13 protein-coding genes and 4 tRNA genes are annotated in these 18,218 nt (G+C 59.2%); 11 read left to right on the top strand and 6 right to left on the bottom strand.

Translation table 11 applies throughout. The features are described 5' to 3' along the window. Positions 1-24: 24 nt before the first annotated feature. The 3 genes from PSH94_RS15835 to PSH94_RS15825 are packed head-to-tail and all read right to left on the bottom strand — an operon-like array spanning position 25 to position 5,807. Positions 25-1,443 carry an efflux transporter outer membrane subunit gene (locus PSH94_RS15835; RefSeq protein WP_305435199.1) on the bottom strand — a complete coding sequence of 473 codons (1,419 nt, stop codon included), beginning with the start codon at positions 1,441-1,443 and terminating at the stop codon, positions 25-27. Continuing rightward, positions 1,427-2,596: an efflux RND transporter periplasmic adaptor subunit gene (locus PSH94_RS15830; RefSeq protein WP_181081745.1), complete on the bottom strand. Its 1,170-nt coding sequence runs from the start codon at positions 2,594-2,596 to the stop codon at positions 1,427-1,429. The genes PSH94_RS15835 and PSH94_RS15830 overlap by 17 nt, the downstream gene beginning before the upstream one ends. After that, positions 2,586-5,807 carry an efflux RND transporter permease subunit gene (locus PSH94_RS15825; RefSeq protein WP_181081746.1) on the bottom strand — a complete coding sequence of 1,074 codons (3,222 nt, stop codon included), beginning with the start codon at positions 5,805-5,807 and terminating at the stop codon, positions 2,586-2,588. The genes PSH94_RS15830 and PSH94_RS15825 overlap by 11 nt, the downstream gene beginning before the upstream one ends. Positions 5,808-5,999: 192 nt before the next feature. On the opposite strand from PSH94_RS15825, the gene PSH94_RS15820 reads away from it, so the two are divergent. After that, positions 6,000-6,410, top strand: coding sequence for a hypothetical protein (locus PSH94_RS15820; RefSeq protein WP_253508357.1), 411 nt, complete (start codon positions 6,000-6,002; stop codon positions 6,408-6,410). Here the strand turns inward: PSH94_RS15820 and PSH94_RS15815 are convergent. Further along, positions 6,407-6,559: a hypothetical protein gene (locus PSH94_RS15815; RefSeq protein WP_181081748.1), complete on the bottom strand. Its 153-nt coding sequence runs from the start codon at positions 6,557-6,559 to the stop codon at positions 6,407-6,409. The genes PSH94_RS15820 and PSH94_RS15815 overlap by 4 nt on opposite strands. Before the next feature lie 187 nt (positions 6,560-6,746). Here PSH94_RS15815 and PSH94_RS15810 point away from each other — a divergent pair, with 187 nt between their 5' ends. Next, positions 6,747-7,409, top strand: coding sequence for a peptidase C39 family protein (locus PSH94_RS15810; RefSeq protein WP_181081749.1), 663 nt, complete (start codon positions 6,747-6,749; stop codon positions 7,407-7,409). A gap of 47 nt (positions 7,410-7,456) precedes the next feature. On the opposite strand, the gene pbpG is transcribed toward PSH94_RS15810, so the two are convergent. Further along, the gene (gene pbpG, locus PSH94_RS15805) at positions 7,457-8,380 is read right to left on the bottom strand and encodes a D-alanyl-D-alanine endopeptidase (protein WP_266247632.1); all 924 of its coding nucleotides are present in this window, start codon (positions 8,378-8,380) and stop codon (positions 7,457-7,459) included. A gap of 206 nt (positions 8,381-8,586) precedes the next feature. Next, a complete protein-coding gene (gene folD, locus PSH94_RS15800; protein WP_305435194.1) occupies positions 8,587-9,441 on the bottom strand; it encodes a bifunctional methylenetetrahydrofolate dehydrogenase/methenyltetrahydrofolate cyclohydrolase FolD in 855 nt (284 codons plus the stop codon). Positions 9,442-9,716: 275 nt separating this feature from the next. On the opposite strand from folD, the gene PSH94_RS15795 reads away from it, so the two are divergent. The 9 genes from PSH94_RS15795 (at position 9,717) to lon (ending at position 18,103) form a co-directional block, all read left to right on the top strand. Further along, a tRNA-Arg gene (locus PSH94_RS15795) sits at positions 9,717-9,793 on the top strand. A gap of 32 nt (positions 9,794-9,825) precedes the next feature. Further along, positions 9,826-9,901: transfer RNA gene (locus PSH94_RS15790), tRNA-His, on the top strand. A gap of 57 nt (positions 9,902-9,958) precedes the next feature. Next, positions 9,959-10,043 (top strand) — tRNA-Leu (locus tag PSH94_RS15785). 77 nt (positions 10,044-10,120) lie between these two features. Continuing rightward, positions 10,121-10,196: transfer RNA gene (locus PSH94_RS15780), tRNA-His, on the top strand. 328 nt (positions 10,197-10,524) lie between these two features. After that, the gene (gene tig, locus PSH94_RS15775) at positions 10,525-11,835 is read left to right on the top strand and encodes a trigger factor (RefSeq protein WP_305435193.1); all 1,311 of its coding nucleotides are present in this window, start codon (positions 10,525-10,527) and stop codon (positions 11,833-11,835) included. 91 nt (positions 11,836-11,926) lie between these two features. After that, positions 11,927-12,562 (top strand): ATP-dependent Clp endopeptidase proteolytic subunit ClpP, encoded by a 636-nt coding sequence (clpP, locus tag PSH94_RS15770; RefSeq protein ID WP_181081753.1) that lies wholly within the window; start codon positions 11,927-11,929, stop codon positions 12,560-12,562. Positions 12,563-12,674: 112 nt separating this feature from the next. Continuing rightward, positions 12,675-13,958 carry an ATP-dependent Clp protease ATP-binding subunit ClpX gene (clpX, locus tag PSH94_RS15765; RefSeq protein ID WP_034098852.1) on the top strand — a complete coding sequence of 428 codons (1,284 nt, stop codon included), beginning with the start codon at positions 12,675-12,677 and terminating at the stop codon, positions 13,956-13,958. A gap of 117 nt (positions 13,959-14,075) precedes the next feature. Beyond that, a complete protein-coding gene (locus PSH94_RS15760) occupies positions 14,076-15,494 on the top strand; it encodes an IS1182-like element ISPfl3 family transposase (protein ID WP_305435191.1) in 1,419 nt (472 codons plus the stop codon). Between the two features lie 212 nt (positions 15,495-15,706). Then, positions 15,707-18,103: an endopeptidase La gene (gene lon, locus PSH94_RS15755; RefSeq protein ID WP_305435190.1), complete on the top strand. Its 2,397-nt coding sequence runs from the start codon at positions 15,707-15,709 to the stop codon at positions 18,101-18,103. Positions 18,104-18,218 lie beyond the last annotated feature (115 nt).

The raw sequence follows: 18,218 nt of genomic DNA, 5'->3' as shown, positions 1-18,218 counted from the left end.
GCTATCACTGTGCCTGGGGTGATGTCAGGCACCAGGTTGCCAGCCGCCGCCGAGTGCGGTCATGAGTCCTACACTGGCCTGCAACTGCCGCGTCTGCACCGCCTGCAATGTCCGCTGCGCCTGCAACGCCGCCGTCTGCGCGGTCACCACATCCAGGTAACTCACCGCACCCGCTTGATAGCTGTTCATCGCCAGCGATTGCGTATGCTGCGCCGCATCCGCCGCCGCTTGTTCATCCTGCGCTTCCTGCTGCAAATCCCGCAGTTGCGCCAGGTTATCTTCCACCTCGCGCACGGCCTTCAGCACCTGGCTGCGGTACTGCGCCGACGCCTCTTCAAACTCGGCCTTGGCCTGGCGTTCATTGGCGCTCAAGCGGCCACCGTCGAAGATCGGCAGGTTCACCAACGGGCCCAGTGCCCAATACCGATTGCCCGCCGTCAGCAGATTGCCGACGCCCTGCGTCTGCCCGCCAATCAACCCGGTCAAGCTGAAGTCCGGATACCACGCCGCCTTGGCCACGCCGATATTTGCGTTGGCCGCAAACACCCGTCGCTCTGCCGCTGCAATATCCGGGCGACGTTGCAACAGGTGGCTTGGCAACTGCGACGGAATTCCCGGCAGGGCGATCAGTTGCTGGTCGGGCGGCAAGGTAAAGTCACTGGCTGCCACACCTACCAACTCGCCGATGGCGTGCTCAGTGAGGTTGCGTTGGCCGCGTACCTCGTCCAATTGCGCCCTGGCCTGCGCCAGTTGATTTTGCGCACGGGTCAGGTCCAGCTCCGAGGCTATCTGGCCCTCGTAGCGGCTGCGGGTCAGTTGCAATGCCTGGCTGAAATCATCCAGCGAGCCAGTGAGAATCCGGCTCTGTGCATCCAGCCCATTGAGCTGCACGTACAAGGTCGCCAGCTGACGCTGCAAACTCAGGCGCGCCACCGCCAGGTCATCCCCGGACGCTTGCGCCTGGGCATCGCCGGCCGCGACCTGATTGCGAATTTTGCCCCACAGGTCGAGGTCGTAGCTCAAGGAAAAACCCGCGATGTTGCTGTTGTACACCGACGGTTGCGTATCCCCCCGCAACGGTCGCGAATCCGATTGCCGCTGGCGCAGAGGTTGCGCGCTGGCGGTGATCTGCGGGAACAGGCCTGCGTGCAGTTGGCTGGCATACGCCTGGGAAGCATCAAAGTGCGCCAGCGCCGCCGCCAGGTCCGGGTTGGCCTTGAGCAGCCGCTGTTGCAGGTCATTCAGGCGCGAATCGTTGTAGAGCTTCCACCATTGGGGCGCCAGTTGGTCGGAGGGCTGGGCGCTGTGCCAGGGTCCATCGCTGGTCTGTTCGCGGTAGTTGGCCGGCAGGTCGATCGCCGGCACCTTGTAGGTCGGCGCCATCGAGCAACCCTGCAAGACCAGCAGCGTCAATGCGGCGAGCGGTTTAAGCCTTATGCGCATGCGCACCTCCGGAGGCATCGGCGAGTTGCACGGGATCACCTTCGCGCAGCGCATCGGGCGGGTTGTCGACGATGCGGTCGGCGGGTTTCAAGCCTTGGTCGATCACCAGGCGTTCGCCCAGGTCGAGGCCGATATGGATGGCTTGCAGGTGGATATGATTCTGCGCATCCAGCACTGCGACCTGAGTGCCCTGGGCACGGAAGATCAGGGCGCTGGCCGGGATGCTCACGCCGTGGGTGTCGGCCGGAATCGGCAGAGTCGCTTCGGCATAGTCACCCGGCAGCAATTCGCCGCTGGGGTTGTCGACCGCGAATTGGGCGAGCAGGGTGCCTGACCGTCGGTCGATGGCAGTGGAATCGCCGATCAGGCGCGCCTTGAAGTGCTCGCCGGGGTGCTCGGGCACGCTCAGCTCGGCTTCCAGGCCCGGATGGATGACCGCTGCGTAGTTCTGCGGCACCGGTACATAAAGGCGCAACTGGTGGGTGTCGGCAATGTTGAACAGTTCCGGAGCGCTGTCGGTGTCGGCTTTGATCAACTGGCCGATATCGGTGTTGCGCGCGGTGATGGTGCCGGCAAACGGCGCGCGGAGGGTCTTGAAGCTTTCCAGCGCCGACAGCCGGGCATAGTCGGCAGCGGCGGCCTCGGCGTTGGCCTTGGCGGCAGCGGCATTGGAAGTTTTTTCATCCGCCTCCTGGCGCGATACCGAATGGCTGGCCAGCAGGTTTTGCCAGCGTGTGGCGGTGGTGCCGGCCAGGCGCGCATTGGCCTGTTCCTGCACCAGACGTGCATGGGTCTGTGCCAATTGCTGGTCGAGATCGGGGCTGTCGATTTCCGCGAGGACTTGCCCGGCGTTGACGTGGCTGCCGATGTCGACTTTCCAGTCCTTCAGATAACCGCTGACCCGAGCGTGAATCGGCGCCTTGCTCCAGGCTTCCAGATGCGCCGGCAGGCGCAAGGTGTCGCCGGCCACGTTCTGCTTGGGTTGGAACACTCTCACCTGAGGGATGGCGGCGGTCTCGGTCCAGGCGGTGACCGATTGTTCGTGCAGCGTGCGGGCATGCAGGCCGTTGGCAACCAACACGGCGGCCAGGGTCAGGCCGCCGACACCCAGGAGCATCAGGCGCTTGCGCGAGGGTTTGTGATCAGACGACATGGGGCGTTTCTCCAGCAGTGACGCGAGTAGGGTGACGACCGTGGACCAGGCTGAAGACCACGGGTACAAACAACAGGGTGGCAGTGGTAGCGAGGATCAAACCGCCGATGACGGCGCGACCCAGCGGCGCGTTCTGTTCCTCGGACAGAGCCAGGGGCAGCATGCCGATGATCATCGCCAGGGCGGTCATGCACACCGGGCGAAAGCGCGTGTAGCCCGCTTCCAATGCAGCTTTCAAAGCATCGCCGTGTTCGGCCAGGCGTTCCCGGCAGAAGCTCACCACCAGGATCGAGTTGGCGGTGGCCACGCCCATGCACAGGATCGCGCCGGTCAAGGCCGGTACCGACAATGAGGTACCGCTGAGAAATAGCATCCACACGATCCCCGCCAGCGCCGCCGGCAGCGCGGTGATGATCACAAACGGGTCGACCCACGACTGGAAGTTGACCACGATCAGCAGATAGATCAGCACCACCGCGCCCAGCAGACCAAAACTCAAGCCGCTGAAGGCTTCATGCAGTGCATCGATCTGCCCATGCAGGCTGATCGTCGCGCCTTTGGGGCGCATGGCCGCGGTGTCGTCGAGCACCTTTTGCACGTCCCGCGCCACACCACCAAGATCGCGGCCTTGCACATTGGCGTACAGGTCCAGGGTCGGCTCGATGTTGTAGTGGGTCACCACCGCCGGGCTTTGCACGCGGGAGATGGTTGCCACGCCGCCGAGGATCTGCGACTGGCCGTTCGCGCCGGTGACCGGCAAGGCTTCCAGCGACGGCAGGCTGTCCAGGCGATATTGCGGGGTGGCGGCAACGATGGAGTAGGACACCCCATTTGCGGGGTTGAGCCAGAAGGTCGGCGCAATCTGCGAGCTGCCCGCCAGTGACGCGACCATGCTGTTGGTCACGTCGCGCTCGGTAATGCCCAGGCCGTTAGCGCGCAGGCGGTCGACATTCACCTGCAGCGAAGGGTAGCCGGTGGATTGCTGGATACGCAGATCGGCGATGCCCGGCACGTGCTGCAGGCGGCGTTCCAGCTCGACGGCATAGGCGCGGTTTTCTGCATCGCTGCGCCCGGAGATTTTCACATCCAGCGGCGCCGGCGCGCCGAAGTTGAGGATCTGGCTGCTGATGTCCGCCGGCAGGAACGCAAAGTGGCTGCCGGGGAAGCTTTGCGGCAAGGCTTCACGCAGTTTTTTCACGTAGTCGGCGGTGGGGGCGTGGTGCGCTTTCAAGGTGACCTGGATATCGCCATCCTGCGGGCCGATGGTGCCGCTGCTGCTGTAGGCCATGTCGATGCCGCTCAGCGGCATGCCGATATTGTCGACAATGGTGTCCAGCTCCTGGGCCGGGATGACTTCGCGAATGCGCGCTTCGATACGGTCGAAGGCTGCGGCGCTTTCTTCGATGCGCGTGCCCAGCGGCAGGCGTACGTGCAGGGCCAGTGCGCCGGCATCGGTGGCCGGGAAAAAGTCCTGGCCCAGGCTGGGCAGCAGCAGGAAGGAGGCCAGCACGCAGGCAAGAAACCCTGGGATAAAGACCCTGCGGTTGCCCAGGGCCAGCGTCAGCAGACCGTGATAGGTGTCGCGGATATTCGAGAAGTGGCGCTCGAAACCCTGCTGGAAATTCAGCACCGCTTGCAGCGCGGCATTGCGTGGTTTCGGGTGTTGCTCGCCTTCATGATGGTTGATGAATTCGTCTTCGGGATGGTGCCCCGCGCCTTGCTCCGGGGTGTGCGGCTTGAGCAGAAACATGGCCAGTGTCGGCACCAGGGTGCGCGACAGGACGAAGGAGCTGGCCATGGCGAAGATCACCGCCAGCGCCATCGGCCGGAACAGATAACCGGCGATGCCTTGCAGCAGAAACATCGGCACGAACACGATGCAGATGCACAGCAGAGAGACGAACGCCGGGCCGACGATCTGCGCGGCGCCGTCGAGAATCGCGGTCCTCACCGCCTTGCCTTGTTCCAGGTGCCAGTTGATGTTTTCGATGGTCACCGTGGCGTCATCCACCAGGATCCCCACGGCCAGCGCCAGCCCGCCCAGGGTCATGACGTTGAGGGTTTGCCCGCTGGCCGCCAGCAGCGCGATGGCCGCCAGCACCGCCAGGGGAATCGATGCCGCGATGATGATTGTGGAGCGCCAACTGCCGAGGAACAGCAGGATCATCGCGCTGGTCAGCAGCGCGGCAATAATGCCTTCCTGCGCCACGCTGCCCACCGATTGCTTGACGAACACCGAGGCGTCACCCAGCAGCGAGGTCTTCAGCGACGGCGGCAGGGTTTCGTTGATGCGCGGCAGCATCTGGCGGATGCCGTCGATGATCGACAGGGTTGAGATGCTGCCGTTTTTCAATGCCGGCATCAGCACCGCGCGATGGCCGTCGACGCGCACGATATTGGTCTGCGGCGGCGAACCGTCGCGCACATGGGCGACCTGGCCGATGGTAATCAGCGCGCCGTCGACGGTCTTGATCGGCAGGTTGTTCAGCTCATCGATGGCCTTGGGGCTGTTGTTGAGCAGGACCGTGTATTCATTCGAACCGAGTTTGGCGGTGCCCACCGGAATGATCTGGTTCTGCAGGGCCAGCGCCGTGCCCACGTCCTGGGCCGACAGGCCTTTGGCAGCCAGGGCCTGAGGATCGAGGTCGAGGGTGATCTGGCGTTGCTTGCCGCCCATCGGCGTAGGCATCGCCAGGCCGGGCAGGGCACTGAGGGGCAGGCGGATATTGTTCTGCACCAGGTCGCGAATTTTGGCTTCCGACAGCGTCGGGCTGGAGAACGCCATCTGCAGGATCGGCACCGTGGACGCGCTGTAGTTGAGGATCAGCGGCGGCGTAATGCCGGGTGGCATTTGCTTGAGCACGGTTTGTGACACGGCGGTCACTTGGGCGTTGGCGGTGCGGATATCGACGCCGGGCTGGAAGAAAATTTTGACGATGCCCATGCCGGGCAGGGATTGCGATTCGATGTGTTCGATGTCGTTGACGGTGGTGCTCAGGGAGCGTTCGTAGGTATAGATCACCCGACCGGCCATGGCGTCCGGCGACAGGCCGTTGTATTGCCAGACGACGGCGACCACCGGAATGCCGATATCGGGGAACACATCGGTGGGTGTGCGCAGGGCCGCCATTGGCCCGATGATGCAGATGAATATGGCCAGCACGATAAACGTGTACGGCTTGTGCAGTGCGGTCTTTACCAGCCCGAGCATGCGTGGATCTCCAACAGAGCAGGATTGCAAACCCCGGCAGTCTTGCCCGACCCACCTAACACGCACCTTTCAGCCAGGTGAAGGAACATTTAGGTAACAGCTGAAGATCGTTTCATAGGCTTTCATTTGTTCCAGCCGTAGCAGCTCTCCAAGCTTGTCGCCCATCGAATGATTGACCCGAGGAGCGTTGCCATGTCACTCAAACCCTTTTTGTTACTCCCTGTCCTGAGCGCCGTATTGCTGTTATCGGCCTGTGCCGGACCGATGCCCAAGGCGGACCCGAGCGAGGCCTGGATCGGCCTTAAAGAGGAAGCGCCCAATGACCTGCTGGCCGAGCGCGTGGATGGCAAACGCGTGGATGATGGGCGCTTCTTCGAGGTTACCCCGGGCGACCACCGGCTGGATGTGACGTTGTTCGAGGACGAACCTGGGGACGACAACCAGCAGGACTGCCAGGGACGCGTGGAGTACAAGCACTTCAAGGCAGGCGAGCACTACACCTTGGTGGAGTCCAGCCTGGGAATGACCGTGCGCGCATCCCTCAGGGATGCGCACGGTCACGAAGTCGCGACGACCCAGGACTTCAATTGCATGCCTGGCTAGGCGTGACGCGCCACTGACTTATGCGCTTTGGCGGGTTTGACGTGGGGGTGATGGTGCCGGCGGGTGATGCGCAACACCCCCCACAACATGGCGCCGGCTACTGCCAGCCAACCGCAGATCAATAAAAAAATCGTCGTTGCAAGGCTCATTCGGGCCTCCTTCGCCCCGCAGGGGGCACACACAGTCTTCTCAATGGACAGTCTAGCCAACGGGCGGTTGCCTGCTATTGACCAATGGTCGTGTCCGTCCAACCGGTTCGCTATATCCAGGCCCCACGGAAACGTGATTGGGCTATGATCAGGCCCCTCACCGACGGCTGATCAAGAGAGTAAAAAAGTGCGGTTACGGTCGAACCTTACAGCGTCCCTGCTGCTGGCCTTCACCCTGGGGCTCACGGCCTGTGCCGGGCAACCTTCGAAACTGGCGGGCCTGCCCGAACGCGTCGAGCTCAATGGCGTGCCGACCTTTCGCAGCGAGGCTTATCAGAGCGGCCCTGCTGCGTTAGCCAGCATGCTGTCGCAACAAGGCATTGTGATGACACCGGGGCTGCTGGATAAACCGCTGCAGTTGCCGGGCGGCGAAGCCAACCTTGAGCGCACGATGCCGGAACTGGCGCGCGAGTACGGGCTCATGGTGTATCCGCTGGAGGCCAGGCTGACCGCCGTGCTGGCGCAGGTGGCGGCGGGTTACCCGGTGATGGCGCGCCTTGGCGGCGGGCTGTGGTCCGACGCGCGGTATGTGGTGGTAGTGGGCTTTAATCAGCAGAAGAGCACAGTGCTATTGCGTTCGGGCATGGACCGGCGACTGGTGATGAGCTTCAGCGATTTTGAATCGAAATGGGCCAGTGCCGGGCATTGGGCGATCCTCACCCAGCGCGCGAGCCAATTGCCGGCTAATGTGGATGCGCAGCGCTGGCGCGAGGCGGCCAATGCAACCGCCCAAGCCGGGCAGGAGCAGGCGGCGGCGCAGGCGCTCAAAGTGTTGGCGGAACATCGGTGAAAACGCGGGAGGGGCGTTGTGCCTCCCGCGTCACTGTTTAATGTCGTTTAGCGGCGCACTTCAGTGGCATTCCCACGATTCTTCAGGTTCTTGTCGGCCTTGTAGCGCAACGCGACGTCCGGCACCGCGCCGCCCTTGCCGGTCTCGACCCAACTGCGAATGCGGCTGGCATCGGCGAAGTGGGTGAATTTTCCGAACGCATCGAGGATCACCAGAGACACCGGCCGATTACCCATGCTGGTCACCAGCACCAGACAATGGCCGGCCTGGTTGGTGAATCCGGTCTTGGTCAGCTTGATATCCCAATTGGCGCGGTTGATCAGGTGGTCGGTATTGGAGAAACCCAAGGTGTAGTTGGGCTTGCGGAACGCCACGGTCTTTTCTTTGGTGGTGCTCAACTGGCTCAGCAGCGGATATTTGCGCGCCGCGGCCAGCAGTTTGCTCAGGTCGCGGGCGGTGGACACGTTGTGAATCGACAGGCCGGTGGGTTCGACGTAGTGCGTGCTGGTCATGCCGAGCGCCTTGGCCTTGGCATTCATCGCTGCGATAAATGCCGAATAGCCACCCGGATAGTGATGGGCCAGGCTGGCGGCGGCGCGGTTTTCCGAAGACATCAGCGCGATCAGCAGCATTTCCTTGCGCGGCATTTCGCTGCCGATTTTCACGCGGGAAAACACGCCTTTCATTTCAGGGGTGTCGGTAATGTTGATGTCGATGTACTCGTCCAGGTTCTGCTTGGCTTCGAGCACGATCAAACCGGTCATCAGCTTGCTCACGGAGGCAATGGGCACCACCACGTCGGGGTTGCTGGCATAGATGACTTTGTTGGTTTGCAGGTCGACCAGCATGGCGCTGCCGGAAGCGATTTGCAGTTTGGAGGGATCGCGCGGCGCCAGGGTGGTTTCGGCGGCGTGTGCGAGCGTGCCTGAGAAAGCAAAAAACAGGCTGATGATGGATAAACGAATTTTCACGCGGATGAACTCGCTAAAAAGTAAGAAATACCGTTGGGAAACGGGTTTTTGATAAATGGCGTTACATTTTAGGAGTATGGATCAGAAACTGTCGAATGTTCTTCCATAACCAGACGAAAGTACTTCAAAAATAAGAAAAAACAGGTTTTATTCCGGAAACAAAAAAGCCCCGCGATAAGGCGGGGCTTTTTCAATACGAGCGGTTATTAATCGTGCAGGGTTTCTGCGGCGTACAAGGTGTTCTCCAGCAGGCACGCGCGGGTCATCGGGCCGACGCCGCCCGGCACCGGCGTGATCCAGCCGGCGCGGGGCAGGGCGGTGTCGTACACTACGTCGCCGACCAACTTGCCGTCGTCCTGGCGGTTGATACCCACATCGATAACGATGGCGCCTTCCTTGATCCACTCGCCTTTGACCAGACCCGGCTTGCCGGCGGCAACCACCACCAGGTCGGCGCGGCCGACGTGGCCGGCGAGGTCCTTGGTAAAGCGGTGGGTAACGGTCACGGTGCAGCCGGCGAGCAGCAGTTCCATGGCCATCGGGCGACCGACGATGTTGGAGGCGCCCACTACCACGGCGTCGAGACCGTACAGGTCGACACCCGTGCTTTCCAGCAGCGTCATGATGCCTTTAGGGGTGCAGGGGCGCAGCAATGGGATGCGCTGGGCCAGGCGCCCGACGTTATAAGGGTGGAAGCCGTCGACGTCTTTGTCCGGGCGAATGCGCTCAAGCAATCTGGACGCGTCCAGATGGGCCGGCAGCGGCAGTTGCAGCAGCACGCCGTCGATCGCCGGGTCATCGTTGAGGCTGTCGATCAGGTCGGTGAGGGCTTGCTGGGTGGTCTCGGCAGGCAGGTCGTAGGCCTTGGAAATAAAGCCGACCTCTTCACAGTCTTTACGCTTGTGCGAGACATAAACCTGAGAGGCAGGATCGCTGCCGACCAGGATCACCGCGAGCCCGGGCGTGCGCAGGCCTTGCTGGCTACGCTCGGTGACGCGTTTGGCGATCTGCTGGCGCAGGCTGGCGGCGATTGATTTGCCGTCGATAAGTTGTGCAGTCATTACGCGTGATTAACCATCGAGAGGGGGAAGAAAAGTGCGCGCATTCTCGCATGCCAGGGCGTGAGGGCAAAGGCGCTTGGTCTGCAAATTGGCCTAACCCCTTAAATAAAATGAATTTTTTTCAAAAAAGATTTGACGGGTTTCTGGGGCCTCTATACTATTCGTCGCACTTGTCGGGCACAGCCTAGCACTGGTTAAGAAGGTCGAGCAGAATAGTTGTTCTGTAAGGCTGGAAGCACTTAGTTTGTAATCCTCCAAGAGTACAGATTAATAAGGCGCCCGTAGCTCAGCTGGATAGAGCATCCGCCTTCTAAGCGGATGGTCGCAGGTTCGAGTCCTGCCGGGTGCGCCATTAGGCAGCTTTGGCACAAGTAGCGCTATATGGTGGGCGTAGCTCAGTTGGTAGAGCACGGGATTGTGACTCCCGTTGTCGAGGGTTCGATCCCCTTCGTCCACCCCATATTTTGAAAGGCGCCAGATTTTACGGTCTGGCGCCTTTGCTTTAAGAGCTGCAAGCGCGGATGTGGTGGAATTGGTAGACACACTGGATTTAGGTTCCAGCGCCGCGAGGCGTAAGAGTTCGAGTCTCTTCATCCGCACCAATCACAGCTTTGTTCAATCGTAAGGGAGAGCAGGGCTCGACAAAGAAGTGGTTTGGTTTCTTTGTTAACGCAATATGGTGGGCGTAGCTCAGTTGGTAGAGCACGGGATTGTGACTCCCGTTGTCGAGGGTTCGATCCCCTTCGTCCACCCCATATTCGAAAGGCGCCAGATTTAACAGTCTGGCGCCTTTTTTGGTTTTGGCGGTTCGAACGCTGGGTAGTCGCGGCTACCGCGTCGCCGCGTCAGGGGGGGATGGTGGTGACGCCTTCTATATATAGAAGGAGGCGGCGCAGGGCCCTGGCTTGATCGGCTGTATTTGTCAGCGGGACGAGGAGCAGCAGTGCTCTCGTACCGATAAATTGCCGGCTGTTTACGAGCATATTTCCAGTAGGGTGACTTCTTGAGTTTGACCCACTAGAATGCATGCCCTTGATTGGGGTCGGAAATGGCCGGCTAACGTCTGTGCAACGAGGAATATCCATGCAAGTTTCTGTTGAAAATACTACTGCTCTCGAGCGCCGCCTGAGCATCACCGTGCCGGCAGAGCGTATCGAGACTGCGGTCAACAAGCGTCTGCAGCAGACTGCCCAGAAGGCCAAGATCGCTGGTTTCCGTCCAGGCAAAGTGCCGATGAGCGAAATCAAGCGTCGTTTTGGTGCCGATGCGCGTCAGGAAGCTGTCGGTGACGTGATCCAGGCTTCCTTTTATGAAGCCGTGGTCGAGCAAAAGCTGAACCCGGCTGGCTCGCCTTCGATCGAGCCCAAGTCCCTGGAAGCGGGCAAGGACCTGGAATACGTTGCCGTATTCGAAGTGTTCCCTGAGTTCGAAGTTGCCGGCTTCGACGGTATCGCTATTGAGCGCCTGAGCGCTGAAGTGGCTGACTCCGATCTGGACAACATGCTGGAAATCCTGCGCAAGCAGAACACGCGCTTCGAAGTGGTTGAGCGTGCCGCCCAGACCGAAGACCAGCTGAACATCGATTTCGTTGGCAAGGTTGACGGCGAAGTATTCGCTGGCGGCTCTGCCAAAGGCACTCAGCTGGTGCTGGGTTCCAACCGCATGATCCCTGGTTTCGAAGACGGCCTGGTTGGCGCTAAAGCCGGCGAAGAGCGCGTGTTGAACCTGACCTTCCCGGCTGACTATCAGAACCTGGACCTGGCCGGTAAGGTCGCCGAGTTCACCGTGACCGTCAACAGCGTTTCCGAGCCTAAGCTGCCAGAGCTGAACGAGGAATTCTTCGCTCAATTCGGCATCAAGGAAACCGGCATCGAAGGCTTCCGCGCCGAAGTTCGCAAGAACATGGAGCGTGAGCTGCGCCAGGCCATCAAGTCCAAGGTGAAGAACCAGGTCATGGACGGTCTGCTGGCCGCCAATCCGATCGAAGTGCCTAAGGCTCTGCTGTCCAACGAAGTGGATCGCCTGCGCGTTCAAGCGGTTCAGCAGTTTGGTGGCAACATCAAGCCTGATCAACTGCCGGCCGAGCTGTTCGAAGAGCAAGCCAAGCGTCGTGTTGTGCTGGGTCTGATCGTGGCTGAAGTGGTCAAGCAGTACGACCTCAAGCCTGACGAAGATCGCGTTCGCGAAATGATCCAGGAAATGGCTTCGGCCTACCAGGAGCCTGAGCAGGTCGTGGCTTGGTACTACAAGAACGACCAGCAACTGAACGAAGTACGTTCGGTTGTGCTGGAAGAACAAGTTGTGGATACTGTTCTGCAGAAGGCTAAGGTGACCGATAAAGCGGTCTCTTACGAAGAAGCAGTCAAACCGGCGGAAGCAGCACAAGCCGACTGATTGTCCAACTCGTTGGAAATACAACCATAAGCCAGCCTCGCGCTGGCTTATGCGTTTTCAAGACATGACTATTTGGGAGTAACTGCAGAGCATGTTCCGTAATTCCTATATTCAGCAGAACTCTGATATCCAGGCCGCCGGCGGCCTGGTCCCGATGGTTGTCGAGCAATCCGCTCGTGGCGAACGCGCCTATGACATCTATTCGCGCCTGCTAAAGGAGCGAGTGATCTTTCTGGTTGGTCCGGTAGAGGACTACATGGCCAACCTGATCTGTGCGCAGCTGCTGTTCCTTGAAGCGGAAAATCCGGACAAGGACATCCATCTTTACATCAACTCGCCGGGCGGTTCGGTGACGGCGGGCATGTCGATCTACGACACCATGCAGTTCATCAAGCCAAACGTATCGACCACCTGTATTGGTCAGGCCTGCAGCATGGGTGCGTTCCTGCTGACCGCCGGCGCTCACGGCAAGCGTTTCTGCCTGCCGAACTCCCGTGTAATGATTCACCAGCCGTTGGGTGGTTTCCAGGGTCAGGCGTCGGACATCGAGATTCACGCCAAGGAAATCCTTTTTATCCGCGAGCGCTTGAACACGCTGATGGCCAAGCACAGTGGACGCACCCTTGAAGAAATCGAGCGCGATACCAACCGCGACAATTTCATGAGTGCAGAAATGGCGCGTGAATACGGGTTGATCGACGCAGTGATTGACCACCGCCCCGCATAATATAAGCCGCTCAAAATAAGGCTGATCGGCGTGTCCGATCATCGGCGGGCTTGAAAAAGCCCGCATAAGCCTTCATCTTGTGTTGCAAGCCTATCGGATTTGGATCGAACGAATGACTGACACCCGCAACGGCGAGGACAACGGCAAGCTGCTCTATTGCTCCTTCTGTGGCAAAAGCCAGCATGAAGTACGCAAATTGATTGCCGGCCCCTCGGTCTTTATCTGCGACGAGTGCGTCGACCTGTGCAATGACATCATCCGCGAGGAGGTGCAGGAAGCCCAGGCCGAGAGCAGCGCGCATAAATTGCCTTCGCCCAAAGAAATCAGCGGCATCCTTGACCAGTATGTGATTGGTCAAGAGCGTGCGAAGAAGATTCTGGCCGTAGCGGTGTACAACCACTACAAGCGCTTGAATCAGCGAGACAAGAAAGGTGAGGAAGTCGAACTCGGCAAGAGCAACATCTTGCTGATCGGTCCTACAGGCTCGGGTAAGACCCTGCTTGCTGAGACCCTCGCTCGCCTGCTTAATGTTCCGTTCACCATCGCCGACGCCACCACCCTCACCGAGGCTGGCTATGTGGGCGAGGACGTCGAGAACATCATTCAGAAACTGCTGCAGAAGTGCGACTACGATGTGGAGAAGGCCCAGATGGGTATCGTCTACATCGACGAAATCGACAAGATCTCGCGCAAGTCCGACAACCCGTCCATCACTCGTGATGTTTCTGGTGAAGGTGTGCAGCAGGCGCTGTTGAAACTCATCGAAGGCACGGTGGCTTCCGTACCGCCGCAAGGTGGTCGCAAGCACCCGCAGCAGGAATTCCTTCAGGTTGATACGCGTAATATCCTGTTTATCTGTGGCGGTGCGTTCTCCGGTCTGGAAAAGGTTATTCAAAACCGTTCCACCCGTGGTGGCATCGGGTTCAGTGCGGAAGTGCGCAGCAAGGAAGAAGGCAAGAAGGTAGGCGAGTCCCTGCGTGAAGTCGAGCCTGACGATCTGGTCAAGTTCGGTCTGATCCCTGAGTTCGTTGGCCGTCTGCCGGTCCTGGCCACGTTGGACGAGCTGGATGAGGCTGCGTTGATTCAGATCCTCACCGAGCCGAAAAACGCGCTGACCAAGCAATACGCCAAGCTGTTCGAAATGGAAGGCGTCGACCTCGAGTTCCGTACCGACGCGCTCAAATCGGTGGCCAAGCGTGCACTGGAGCGTAAGACCGGCGCGCGCGGTTTGCGCTCGATCCTGGAAGGCGTACTGCTCGACACCATGTATGAAATCCCCTCGCAGTCCGAGGTGAGTAAAGTGGTGATCGACGAAAGCGTTATAGAAGGTAAGTCCAAGCCACTGTATATCTACGAAAACAGTGAGCCGGCTGCCAAGGCTGCGCCAGACGCGTAAGCGTTTCGCGGCATTCGTAAAGACAAAGGGGCCTCCACAGACTGTGTGAAAACCTAGCAATCTGTCCGGCCCTTTAAGAGAATGCTCCGTATCGAAAGATACGGAGCATTTTTCGTTATGGCCTACATACAAGGCGAGTCCCGCAGCCAGACCAGCCTGTTCCCGGTCTCGCTGGAGGAACTGATCCCTGAAGATCACCTCGTACGGGTCATCGACCTGTATGTCACCAAGCTCGATCTGGGCCAGCTCGGTTTTGAGAAGGCTCAGCCCAAGGCCACTGGGCGCCCAGCTTACGACCCCGCCGATCAGCTCAAGCTCTATCTCTATGGCTATTTTCAGCGCATTCGATCGTCGCGGCGCCTAGAAGCTGAGTGCCAACGCAACATCGAAGTGATGTGGTTGATCAACCGGCTTAAACCCGACTTCAAGACCATCGCCGACTTTCGCAAGAACAACAAAGTAGCGTTCGTTACGACGTGCCGAGCTTTTGTGCAGTTCTGCCGATCCGTCGGCTTGATTGCGGGCGATCTGGTTGCGATCGATGGCAGTAAGTTTCAGGCAGTCGCTTCCTCGCGACGCCACCTGAATTTGAATCAGCTCAAGCGTCAGGAGGAGAAGCTGGATAAACGGATCGCCCAATACCTGGCTGACCTGGATGCCGTTGATAAAGCAGAGGGCGAGCAAGTGGTCGATCGCACTGCGATCAAGGCGGCACTGGCGAAGCTTGAGGCCAAGCAGCAAGACAACCGTAGTTGCCAAGCTTTGATGAAGTCGATGGGGCTGGAGCAATTCAACACGCACGAAAGCGATGCCCGAATGATGCGCACGCCAAAGGGGGCTCGTGTTGCCTATAACGTGCAAACAGCCGTGGACGCAGAGCACTGTCTGATTTTGCACCATGAGGTGACGCAAGATGGTGACGACCGCAAACAGCTTGAACCCATAGCTAAAGCTGCCAAGGCCGAACTGGGGCAGGACACGCTGACCGTGACAGCCGATATGGGCTACTCAAATGGCCAGCAATTCCAGGCGTGCGAGGATGCCTCCATTACCGTGTACGTGCCGCCAAACCGAACTTCGAACCCAGGCGGAGAGACATTATTCGAGCGCCAGGACTTTACCTATGACGCTGAACAGGATCGATACCAGTGCCCGGCAGGTCAATGGCTAACCCTGAAGCAGCGTTGCAAAGGCGACCGGATCTACCAGGCGGCAGTCAGCGACTGCGCTGGATGTGCGCTGAAAGCCCAATGTACAAAAGCTCAGCGCCGCTATGTCTCACGTCACGCACAAGAGGAAGCCTTTGAGCGTATGGCACAGCGGATGCAACTGCATCCAGAGATGATGGAGCGACGCAGATCCATCGTGGAGCACCCGTTTGGCAATCTCAAACAATGGCTATTTGGGAACGGGCGGTTCTTGCTACGACAACTTGAAGGGGCGAAAGCTGAAATGGCCCTGGCCGTGACCGCGTACAACTTCAAGCGGGCGATCAGTGTCTTGGGAGCCAAGAAAATGATGCAACTGATGGACTGAAGAGCCTTTTTCAGCACAAAAACAAACGCCCCGAACAAGTCGGGGCGTTTGGTCTAAGGCCTGTCAGTGTGTTTTCACACAGTCTGTCCAGGGGCCCCTTTGTGTTTTTAACGTTTTACTGCGCTTAACTGCCGGCAATAAGCTTGTTTTTTTTGCATGCAGCCCCCATCTTGGCTTCATGCTTAATTTTGAACTGTCATAGAGGCGAACTCATGAAGACCACCATTGAATTGCCTCTCCTGCCGTTGCGTGATGTCGTCGTCTATCCGCACATGGTTATCCCGCTGTTCGTGGGGCGCGAGAAGTCTATCGAAGCCCTCGAGGCTGCGATGACGGGCGATAAGCAGATCCTGCTGCTGGCCCAGAAGAATCCGGCTGATGATGATCCAGGTGAAGACGCCCTGTATCGCGTCGGCACCGTTGCCACTGTGCTGCAATTGCTCAAACTGCCGGATGGCACCGTCAAGGTATTGGTAGAAGGCGAGCAGCGCGGCGCCGTGGAACGCTTCATGGAGGTGGATGGCCACCTGCGTGCCGAGGTGGCGTTGATCGACGAGATCGAGGCCCCGGAGCGCGAGTCCGAAGTGTTTGTGCGCAGCCTGCTTTCGCAATTCGAGCAGTATGTGCAGTTGGGCAAGAAAGTCCCGGCTGAGGTGCTGTCTTCTCTCAACAGCATTGATGAACCGAGCCGCCTGGTCGATACGATGGCCGCGCATATGGCGCTGAAAATCGAACAGAAGCAGGACATCCTCGAAATCATCGACCTGCCGGCCCGCGTGGAGCATGTACTGGCCCTGCTGGACGCTGAAATCGACCTGTTGCAGGTCGAGAAGCGCATTCGTGGCCGTGTAAAGAAACAAATGGAGCGCAGCCAGCGCGAGTACTACCTGAATGAGCAGATGAAGGCCATTCAGAAAGAGCTCGGCGACGGTGAGGAAGGCCATAACGAAATCGAAGAGCTGAAAAAGCGTATCGATGCCGCCGGTTTGCCCAAGGACGCTCTGACCAAGGCCACCGCTGAGCTGAACAAGCTCAAGCAGATGTCGCCGATGTCGGCTGAAGCCACCGTGGTTCGCTCTTACATCGACTGGTTGGTGCAGGTGCCGTGGAAGGCGCAGACCAAAGTGCGCCTGGACCTTGCGCGCGCCGAGGACATCCTCGACGCCGACCACTACGGCCTGGAGGAGGTCAAGGAACGCATCCTTGAATACCTCGCCGTACAGAAACGCGTGAAGAAAATCCGCGGCCCGGTGCTTTGCCTGGTGGGTCCGCCTGGCGTGGGTAAAACATCCCTGGCCGAATCCATCGCCAACGCCACCAACCGCAAATTCGTGCGCATGGCCCTTGGCGGTGTGCGTGATGAAGCGGAAATCCGTGGTCATCGCCGCACGTATATCGGTTCGATGCCAGGAAGATTGATTCAAAAGATGACCAAGGTTGGCGTGCGCAACCCGCTGTTCCTGCTCGATGAAATCGACAAGATGGGCAGCGACATGCGCGGCGATCCGGCTTCGGCGTTGCTCGAAGTGCTCGATCCCGAGCAGAACCACAATTTCAACGACCATTACCTGGAAGTCGATTACGACCTTTCCGACGTGATGTTCCTGTGCACCTCCAACTCCATGAATATTCCGCCGGCGTTGCTGGATCGGATGGAAGTGATTCGCCTGCCGGGTTACACCGAAGACGAGAAGATCAACATCGCCGTCAAGTACCTCGCGCCCAAGCAAATCGCGGCCAACGGGCTTAAGAAGGGCGAAATCGAGTTTGACGTCGAAGCGATCCGCGACATGGTCCGCTACTACACCCGCGAGGCCGGTGTGCGTGGGCTGGAGCGCCAGATTGCGAAGGTGTGCCGCAAGGCGGTGAAGGAACACGCACTGGAAAAACGCTTCTCGGTGAAGGTGGCGGCCGATGCGCTGGAGCACTTCCTCGGCGTACGCAAATTCCGATACGGGCTAGCCGAGCAGCAGGATCAGGTAGGGCAGGTGACTGGCCTGGCGTGGACCCAGGTGGGTGGCGAGCTGCTCACCATCGAGGCTGCGGTGATCCCAGGCAAGGGCCAGTTGATCAAGACCGGCTCCCTGGGTGACGTGATGGTCGAATCCATTACCGCCGCGCAAACCGTGGTGCGCAGCCGCGCGAGAAGCCTGGGGATCCCCCTGGACTTCCACGAGAAGCACGACACCCATATCCACATGCCGGAAGGGGCGACCCCGAAGGATGGTCCTAGCGCGGGTGTGGGCATGTGCACCGCACTGGTATCAGCATTGACCGGCATCCCGGTACGCGCCGATGTAGCGATGACCGGGGAAATAACCCTGCGTGGTCAGGTATTGGCGATCGGCGGCCTCAAAGAGAAACTGCTGGCCGCGCACAGGGGTGGTATCAAGACCGTGATCATTCCTGAAGAGAATGTTCGCGACTTGAAGGAAATTCCTGACAATATCAAGCAGGATCTTCAGATTAAACCGGTTAAATGGATTGACGAAGTCCTGCAAATTGCGCTGCAATACGCGCCGGAGCCCTTGCCGGACGTGGCGCCGGAGATAGTTGCTAAGGACGAAAAACGAGAGTCTGATTCCAAGGAAAGAATTAGCACGCATTAATGAGCCTGGGGGCTTCCTTGACAGCTTTTTAGAGCCCTTGTTATAAAGCGGCTCTTAAGTGTCTGTAGGCCATTCAGCACTGGTTTTTGCTTTTACCAAAAAACTTAGAATCATA

Source organism: Pseudomonas sp. FP2254, from assembly GCF_030687695.1.
Classification (GTDB): Bacteria; Pseudomonadota; Gammaproteobacteria; order Pseudomonadales; family Pseudomonadaceae; genus Aquipseudomonas; species Aquipseudomonas quebecensis.
Note: the sequence above shows the minus strand (reverse complement) of the source record. Positions and strands in the feature narration are given on the sequence as shown.

Coding starts and splice junctions, on each gene's coding strand:
- tig (WP_305435193.1), top strand. CDS start 10,525: ATGCAAGTTTCTGTTGAAAATACTACTGCTCTCGAGCGCCGCCTGAGC.
- PSH94_RS15760 (WP_305435191.1), top strand. CDS start 14,076: ATGGCCTACATACAAGGCGAGTCCCGCAGCCAGACCAGCCTGTTCCCG.
- clpP (WP_181081753.1), top strand. CDS start 11,927: ATGTTCCGTAATTCCTATATTCAGCAGAACTCTGATATCCAGGCCGCC.
- lon (WP_305435190.1), top strand. CDS start 15,707: ATGAAGACCACCATTGAATTGCCTCTCCTGCCGTTGCGTGATGTCGTC.
- PSH94_RS15815 (WP_181081748.1), bottom strand. CDS start 6,559: ATGAGCCTTGCAACGACGATTTTTTTATTGATCTGCGGTTGGCTGGCA.
- clpX (WP_034098852.1), top strand. CDS start 12,675: ATGACTGACACCCGCAACGGCGAGGACAACGGCAAGCTGCTCTATTGC.
- PSH94_RS15835 (WP_305435199.1), bottom strand. CDS start 1,443: ATGCGCATAAGGCTTAAACCGCTCGCCGCATTGACGCTGCTGGTCTTG.
- PSH94_RS15825 (WP_181081746.1), bottom strand. CDS start 5,807: ATGCTCGGGCTGGTAAAGACCGCACTGCACAAGCCGTACACGTTTATC.
- folD (WP_305435194.1), bottom strand. CDS start 9,441: ATGACTGCACAACTTATCGACGGCAAATCAATCGCCGCCAGCCTGCGC.
- PSH94_RS15830 (WP_181081745.1), bottom strand. CDS start 2,596: ATGTCGTCTGATCACAAACCCTCGCGCAAGCGCCTGATGCTCCTGGGT.
- PSH94_RS15820 (WP_253508357.1), top strand. CDS start 6,000: ATGTCACTCAAACCCTTTTTGTTACTCCCTGTCCTGAGCGCCGTATTG.